Here is a 6,845-nt window from a genome sequence, read left to right on the forward strand (position 1 = left end):
GGAAAGCTACCTCGCCGGCCTTCACCTCCGCGGCGCAATGATCTGGATCAAGGACCTCACCCGAACCCATTGATCACGACCGAATACGCGGCCTAATCGGCCCCTCTTCTCGCGGACCTGCCAGCGTAGCAGGTCGTGAATGACCTGGTCGGTGCCGTCATTGCGCCATGTGTAGAAGTAGTACTTCACCGCACCGGCGGGTGGAAGGTCGTGTGGGAGGTAGTCCCACTGGCAGCCGGTCCGGGACTGGTAGAGCAGGGCGTTGACGATCTCCCGCATCTCGTAGCGGCCTTCGTGGCCGCTGACCGAGGGATGCTGGACCTTCCACGAGGTGATCACCGGCTCGATCAGCGCCCAGCGTTCGTCGGATAAGTCGCTCTTGTAGGGCTTGCGGTCACTCACGCAGTCACCTCAGCACGGCGCCAGCCCCGCGATCTGCCGGAGGCGGCAAGGCCACACGTTCAGGCGACGACAGAACGGATTTAATCTCTCATTCCGCCCTCTCATACAAGGAGCAACCATGACCATCGCCACCTCCAACAGCACCTACGCCACCTCGAAGGCCCACAAGATCGCTCTCGGCGCCGCCGCCCTGGCGGTCGCCGCCACCAGTGTGGTCACCGGTAGCACGGCCGCCCACGCGAGCACGAGCACCACGATCAGCGGCTGGAACACCTACAGCGACCCGTGGCGCTGCACCACCGGCAGCGACGACCCCACGTTCTGGTGCCTCTACTACAACTCCGGTGCCGAGGGCGCGGTCTACAAGTCGAACTACCGGGAGGACCGCATGGCCGCGCCCTACGGATACTTCCAGGCGGACGCCTACGGCTCGCGCGGGGCGGGACAACGGACGTGGCACAACGCAGCGTCGGTCGAGAACAGCGCGGGCTGCAACCTCGGCATCTTCACGGAGTACGGCTCGTTCGGGGACGCGAACTGGGTTCCGCCCTACCGCGGCGGCAACCTCACCTCGGCGGTGAAGAACAAGAACGAGTGGGCTGGCATCTACTGCTAGCCGCCAAACGCCCTCCGGGCGCAGGCAGCGGCCGAGAGGCCGAAGACCGGCCGAACACCACGCGGCTGGCTACCCGAACTCCGCCGAGGACCGGCACGTGTCCCACCCCGTGCCGGTCCTCGGCGGTGCCCTTCCTACAACGTGGAGAACCGTGCCCACCTCACACACGACGACTGCGGCGGGCAATACCGGCTCCGGGGCAGAACATCCGTGGACCCGCCGCGCCCTCCGGACGACAGCGGCATTCTCGATCGCCGTTCTCACGCTCACCAACTGCGCCAGCTCGCAGCCGGCCCCGTCTGACCCCGTGCCGACGCCGACTGTCACCAACGGCGTCGAGGGGCTGCACCTGCCGATCGAGATCTACATGCTGACACCGAAGCAGGCCACCGAATACGACTGGGTACGTCAGGCGGCCACCGGCGCGTGCATGAAACGCTACGGCCAGGACTACCCGGTCGTGCCGCAGCCGACCTCCGACAGCCAGATGTATGGCCTGCTGAACCGGCGGTACGGCGTCGCGGACACGCAGACCGCCCGTGCCTGGGGATACCACAACCCCACTACCGGCCACGCCAGTGACGGCAGCCCGGACAGCGCGCCTGTGACAATAGGGCAGATGAAGGACACGACCCGGACGGTCCTCACCGGCGCAGACCCCAAGACAGGAGCACGAGCCCCCGAGTTCGCAGGAAAGGCACTGCCCGAGCACGGCTGCGGCGCTGAGTTGGAGCGACTGATGCCCGCCGCCGCCGGCGGCCCCGGCGGACCCGCCAGCGGGGGAGAAGGCCTCGTTACTGCGATCAAGGCGCAAACGTTCACGGAATCCCAGACCGACCCCAAGGTCGTCACCGCGGTCGCCGCCTGGTCCTCCTGCATGAAGTCCCGAGGCTACAACCTCACCGATCCCCTGCACGCCACCGACAACGTGACCTCGCTCGACGACCCCGCACCCGGTACCGCAGAGATCGCCCAGGCCCTTACCGATGTCGCCTGCAAACACGAAACCAACCTGATCGGCATCTGGTTCGCAGCCGAGTCCGACCGCCAGAACACTCTCATCAACGCCCACGCCGAGGACTTCGCCAAGGCCAAGACCGCCCTCACCGTCGAGGTCGCCCAGCTCGACAAACTGCGGAACCACGACTGGACACAGGAAGCCCAACCTGCTTCCTGACAGCGACCAAGACCGGATCCACGCCCGTACCCCAGGCACCGCAGCCGCACCGCCCGGTGGCCTCCCAAAACGAACGAGCCACCCGCCCGCTGACGGCGCCTTCGTACCGGTGGAAGCCTGCGCTGGGTTGCGTTCAGCGGCGTCGGCAGGATCGACCGAAGCGCCGTCGGGCAGAGCATGGGCAGGATCCTGGGAGCTGCGTGCGATGCGCGCGAGTGCGTCCGCAGGGTTGAAGCGGCACTTGCTGGCGTGGGGGCGCGGCCGATCATGACGCCGGACGGCAGCGCCCACTGTTGTTCGGCGCCCGGTATCGCGTCCCGCGAGGCGGGAGCCTGGAGTCAGCTCTTCCGCGGGGCAGCAATCGAAGGTCCGCGGAACAGGTTCCGGACGGGACGGGGAGGGCCACGGACCTACCGTGCGATGAGGATTGGGACAGGGCCCCGGGGTGGTCGGTGTTCGCCTACTCGGTCTGCGGTGGATGTGGTACTGCCACCTCCAGCCGGGCTGGGTGACCTCCAACAGGTCCAGGCGGCGCCGCTGTGATGAAGGGATGTCAGCAACGATGAACGCAGGGATTCTTGGCATTGGGTCCTACGTGCCCGATCGGGTTGTCCCGAACGCTGCCCTGGAACGGGCGACCGGGTTGTCCGATGGGTGGGTGCGCGAGCGGCTCGGGATCGAGCGGCGGCGTCACTGCGATACGGGTGAGGACGTGACGACGATGGCTGCCCAGGCGCTGATGGATGCCTGCAAGAGGGCCGGCGTCGCGCCGGGCGAGATCGATGCGCTGGTGACCTCCACCACGACGCCTGGGCGGTTGATGCCGGGCCTTGGGGCGGACCTGATCGCTGAAGTGGGATTGGACCTGCGGATGGCTCCGGTAGACGTGGTCGGTGCTGGGTGCGCGGGTGCGGTGGGCGTCCTGCAGCTCGGCGAGAGCCTTGTCCGGTCAGGCGCCGGAACGGTTGCTGTCGTGCAGTCGGAGGCGAGCAGCGCCCTCATGGACTTCGACGACATCGGTCCGAGTGAGGGCTTGGCCGCGACGATCTTCAGCGACGGGGCGTGCTGCTGGCTGCTGCGGCAGTGCCGGGAGGACACCGGCCTGCTCTACGGGTCCTCTCGTACCGATCCCGCGGGCTATGAGGGACTGGCTTTGACGAGCCAGGACCTGCACGGGTTCACCATGGACGCCCAGGCGGTCAAGGCGTTCGCATCCAACCGGGTCCCTGCCCTGATCCGCGATCTGGAGGCCGGCAGCGGGATTGCTGTCGGGCAGGCCGATCTGGTGCTACTTCACCAGGCGAACCTGCGGCTCATCGAGAACGTGCTGTCCGGACTGGACGTGCCGATGGAGAAATCCTGTACGACGGTCCAGGACTTGGGCAACACGGTGTCGGCGTCCGTGGGGCTTACGGCGGCCCGTGCTGTCGACACAGGACTCCTTGTCCCGGGCGCGACGGTCTTTCTGGCTGCTTTCGGAGCGGGATGGACCACGGCCGGATCGGTCCTTCGCTGGTGCGGCGAGGCCGACTTCGTGGACTGAGAGGGCGTTAAGTCCGCTTCTGGATGATCTGGCGTCGCCCGTTCGGGGGTACATAGGCGTTCACACTGACTCTCGTGTCGTGCGCATGATGGAGTCGGGATCATGGAACGGATGCCGTACTCAACGGACTTGTCCGACGGGCAGTGGGCCTTGATCGAGCCGCTGGTCACCGCCTGGAAGCGGGACCGGGTGTCGCGCTCGGCGACCGGGGACCCGGGCTCCTGCGACCAGCGCGAGGTCGTGAACGCGCTGCTGTACCAGAACCGGACTGGCTGCCAGTGGCGGCTCCTGCCACACGACTTCCCGGCCTGGTCGGCGGTGTTCTACTACTTCACCCTCTGACGCCAGGGCGGCCTTGACCCGCGGATCCAGGAGATCCTGCGCTGCCAGGTGCGGGAGCGGGCCAGACGATTAGAGGACCCGTCCCTGGTGATCATCGACGCCCAGTCCGTCCGCGTGGCGGCGGGGTGCCGAAGGAGACGACGGGACTCGACGCGAACAAGAAGACGCCCGGCAGGAAGCGGGGACTGGCCGTCGACGTGCTGGGCCTGATCACTCGGCGTGGTGGTCCTGGCCGCCAGTGCGCACGACAACGAGGCCGGCATCGCCCTGCTGGACCAGGCAACCGAGAGATGCGGGATGCGCCTGCAGACGGCCCTGGTCGACCAGGGCTTCAAGGACGCCGTGATCATCCACGGGGCGGTGAACGACATCACCGTCGAGGTGGTCCGCCGCAACCCAGACGACGTGGGCAAGGGCTTCGTCCCGCAACCGAAGCGGTGGGTGGTCGAGCAGGTCAACGGCACCCTCATGCTCCACCGGCGCCTCGCCCGCGACTACGACCACCGGCTGGACAACGCCGCCTCCCGCGTCTACTGGGCCTCCACCGCCGGCATGCTCCGCCGCCTCACCACCCCCAGCCCCGCCTGGCGCGACGGCGTCGAGCTGGCCGCGTGAACGTCACCGAACTCCTGCGGCTGCTGCAGACCGAACACGACGAGACCGCCGCACGAGCCGACGGGCTGCGCGAACAGATCGGGCAACTCACCAGGGCCCTGGCCGAGGCCGAGGCCCGCCTCGCCGAGCTCGTCACCGCCAGCAAGGTCATCGACGGGCTCGCCCTGACCGAATCCACACAAGCTACCGAGGGACACCAGCCACCGTCTACCAGCGCATCGTGACCGCCTTCAACGATGTTGGCGTACGCGGGTAAGTGCTCAGGCGGGTACACGTGAACGTGCTCGGCTGGGTGAAGGCAGCCGGGCGGCAGGAGACGCAGGCCGGTGGTCATCAAATTGGGGTGACAGGTCTCGACCTGGTCGGCATGATCGGTCAGTTGTTCCGTCATGTCTGACTTCGGGGGTACACCACGTCCATTCACCGCGAACGAGCCTGGGACTTGCCGTGGTCCGCCGCTGAGCCCAGCCGGCACGCCTTCGACTGGGACGAGGATGAGGCGGCGCAGCTGACGGCGCTGATCATTCCGCTGGTGCCTCCCATTGGTGCCGAGCGGATGGCGGGCTTTCGATTCATCGACGAGGTCACCGTGCTCCTGGTGTCCCGTTACGGCCGGTGGGCCTGCGGATGGGATCACTCGACCCATTACGGTGGGCCGGTCGAGGCCTGGTGCTGCGATGCGCACTCGGTCGGGGAGGCGGAGGAGACCGCCGAACGCGTCGTGACCTGTCTGCTGGAGTGGCGTGACTGGCTGGAGGACATGGCCGAGCGGTTCGAGCAACTCGCACCGCCTCCCGGCGCGGACGCCGAGGACCGCAGCTGGCATCTGGAACGCGCGGTGACCCGCCTGGTCACTGCGGTCGTCAACAGCACCCACGCCGAGTCGTCCTGGTACGGGATCTGCGAGACGACGCTGACCTGGTTCCTCACCTCCACGGGCCTGGGACAGAAAGAGGCCCAGAAAGCGGTGGAAGCCGCGATTGGCGGTCGGTTCAAGAGCCACGTTGCACCCGCCCCGACCCTGGTCGACACGGTGGGAGAGGATCTGGCGATCCGCCTGACCGGCCGGGGTTTCTACCGTGAGCGATGACTCGCTGGCCGTGTGGTGCAAGGTCAGGGAGCAGGTCGACTGGTCCTCGGCCGCGAGCGTGCGCCCGGCCCCGGTGCGCCCGGTCGTGGACGGACTCGCCGCCTGGTTCGACGGTCCGGTCCGCCGCCGCGACCCGGACCGCGCCGGCCGGCTGCTTGCCGCGATGGCCCTGTCCCGCGCCGCGGCGTCACGGGGAGAACCGTTAACCCCGGCCCTGCTCACCGGCTGGCAGCAGCTGGTCCTCGGTGTGGACGAGGTGCGTCTGCGTCAGAGCGACGCCTTCGCCAAGGAAGGCCGGGAGCGATACGGGCTGACGCCCCATACTTGGCAGGACTTCGCCGCCTGCCTGTACCAGAGCGCCGACCCGTCGGTCCCTCTGCCCGCCCGCGCGGCCAGAGCGTACCTGGACATCGCCTTCTTCCACCCCTACCCGGACGGCAACGCCCGCCTGGCACTACTGGTCCTCGCCCACGTCCTGGAAACGGAAGGAGTACGCCTGGACGAAGTGGGGCCGCTGCAGACCACCCGCTACGCGGATGACCCGGACGGCGCCCACGACCTGGCGGCTCTGGTCGCCGTACTGATCCGCGCCACCCACCGTCGGGCGACCGCGCGGTGAGAAAAGGCCCCCGCTGAAGCGAATGGGCGAGCACGTTCAGCAGTACGCGGCTGAGCATTTACCCGTGTACGCCGACAAACGATCATCCCGGACGGGTATTCCAGGTCCGTGACCTGCACGAACTCCTCGGGCTGCCCACCGACGAGCCCTCGATCAACGTCACCCGCTCCCGCCTGGGACGACTCGTTCGCCAGGGACTCCTCGACCAACCGGGACGCGGCCGCTACCAGAAACGGACTTAACGCCCTCTGAGTCCCGTTTCCAGACCAGTCGGCCGTTCGGCGCGACCTGTCCGGAGGAATTGGACGCGGGTCCGCGGTGGGCCTCACCCACGCGGGGCCGTGCCCTAGTGCCGCATCAGGCAACGTTGGCCCTGGCGACGACTGCGCGTAGGCGTTCGTCGGCGGCGTGCTTGTTCCGCCAGATGATGTAGCGGCGGAT

Annotated in this window: 7 protein-coding genes and 3 pseudogenes; 8 read left to right on the forward strand and 2 right to left on the reverse strand. The window is 67.9% G+C overall.

The window, feature by feature from the left end:
• Positions 1-93: 93 nt before the first annotated feature.
• Positions 94-402 (reverse strand): annotated as a pseudogene (locus ACIQOV_RS20065) (transposase); the annotation flags it as partial.
• A gap of 118 nt (positions 403-520) precedes the next feature.
• Here ACIQOV_RS20065 and ACIQOV_RS20070 point away from each other — a divergent pair.
• From ACIQOV_RS20070 to ACIQOV_RS20105, 8 genes and pseudogenes are all read left to right on the forward strand, one after another.
• Complete coding sequence (locus ACIQOV_RS20070) at positions 521-1,018, forward strand: hypothetical protein (protein ID WP_331768647.1); 498 nt, start codon at positions 521-523, stop codon at positions 1,016-1,018.
• Positions 1,019-1,169: 151 nt separating this feature from the next.
• Positions 1,170-2,195: a hypothetical protein gene (locus ACIQOV_RS20075; protein WP_331768648.1), complete on the forward strand. Its 1,026-nt coding sequence runs from the start codon at positions 1,170-1,172 to the stop codon at positions 2,193-2,195.
• Positions 2,196-2,853: 658 nt separating this feature from the next.
• Complete coding sequence (locus ACIQOV_RS20080) at positions 2,854-3,738, forward strand: 3-oxoacyl-ACP synthase III family protein (protein ID WP_401050195.1); 885 nt, start codon at positions 2,854-2,856, stop codon at positions 3,736-3,738.
• Positions 3,739-3,840: 102 nt separating this feature from the next.
• Positions 3,841-4,695: pseudogene (locus tag ACIQOV_RS20085) on the forward strand (IS5 family transposase).
• A complete protein-coding gene (locus ACIQOV_RS20090) occupies positions 4,692-4,919 on the forward strand; it encodes a hypothetical protein (RefSeq protein ID WP_331768650.1) in 228 nt (75 codons plus the stop codon). Before ACIQOV_RS20085 ends, ACIQOV_RS20090 begins: the two are co-directional and overlap by 4 nt.
• A 50-nt stretch (positions 4,920-4,969) precedes the next feature.
• Positions 4,970-5,092, forward strand: a complete 123-nt coding sequence (locus tag ACIQOV_RS20095) for a hypothetical protein (RefSeq protein ID WP_331768651.1) — start codon at positions 4,970-4,972, stop codon at positions 5,090-5,092.
• A gap of 45 nt (positions 5,093-5,137) precedes the next feature.
• Positions 5,138-5,785 (forward strand): hypothetical protein, encoded by a 648-nt coding sequence (locus ACIQOV_RS20100; RefSeq protein WP_401050199.1) that lies wholly within the window; start codon positions 5,138-5,140, stop codon positions 5,783-5,785.
• On the forward strand, positions 5,775-6,404 hold the full coding sequence (locus ACIQOV_RS20105) for a Fic family protein (protein WP_331768653.1): 630 nt from the start codon (positions 5,775-5,777) through the stop codon (positions 6,402-6,404). The genes ACIQOV_RS20100 and ACIQOV_RS20105 overlap by 11 nt, the downstream gene beginning before the upstream one ends.
• 357 nt (positions 6,405-6,761) lie before the next feature.
• Here the strand turns inward: ACIQOV_RS20105 and ACIQOV_RS20110 are convergent.
• Positions 6,762-6,845: pseudogene (locus ACIQOV_RS20110) on the reverse strand (transposase); the annotation flags it as partial.

Source organism: Kitasatospora sp. NPDC091257 (assembly GCF_044757675.1).
Lineage (GTDB): Bacteria > Actinomycetota > Actinomycetes > Streptomycetales > Streptomycetaceae > Kitasatospora > Kitasatospora lactacystinica.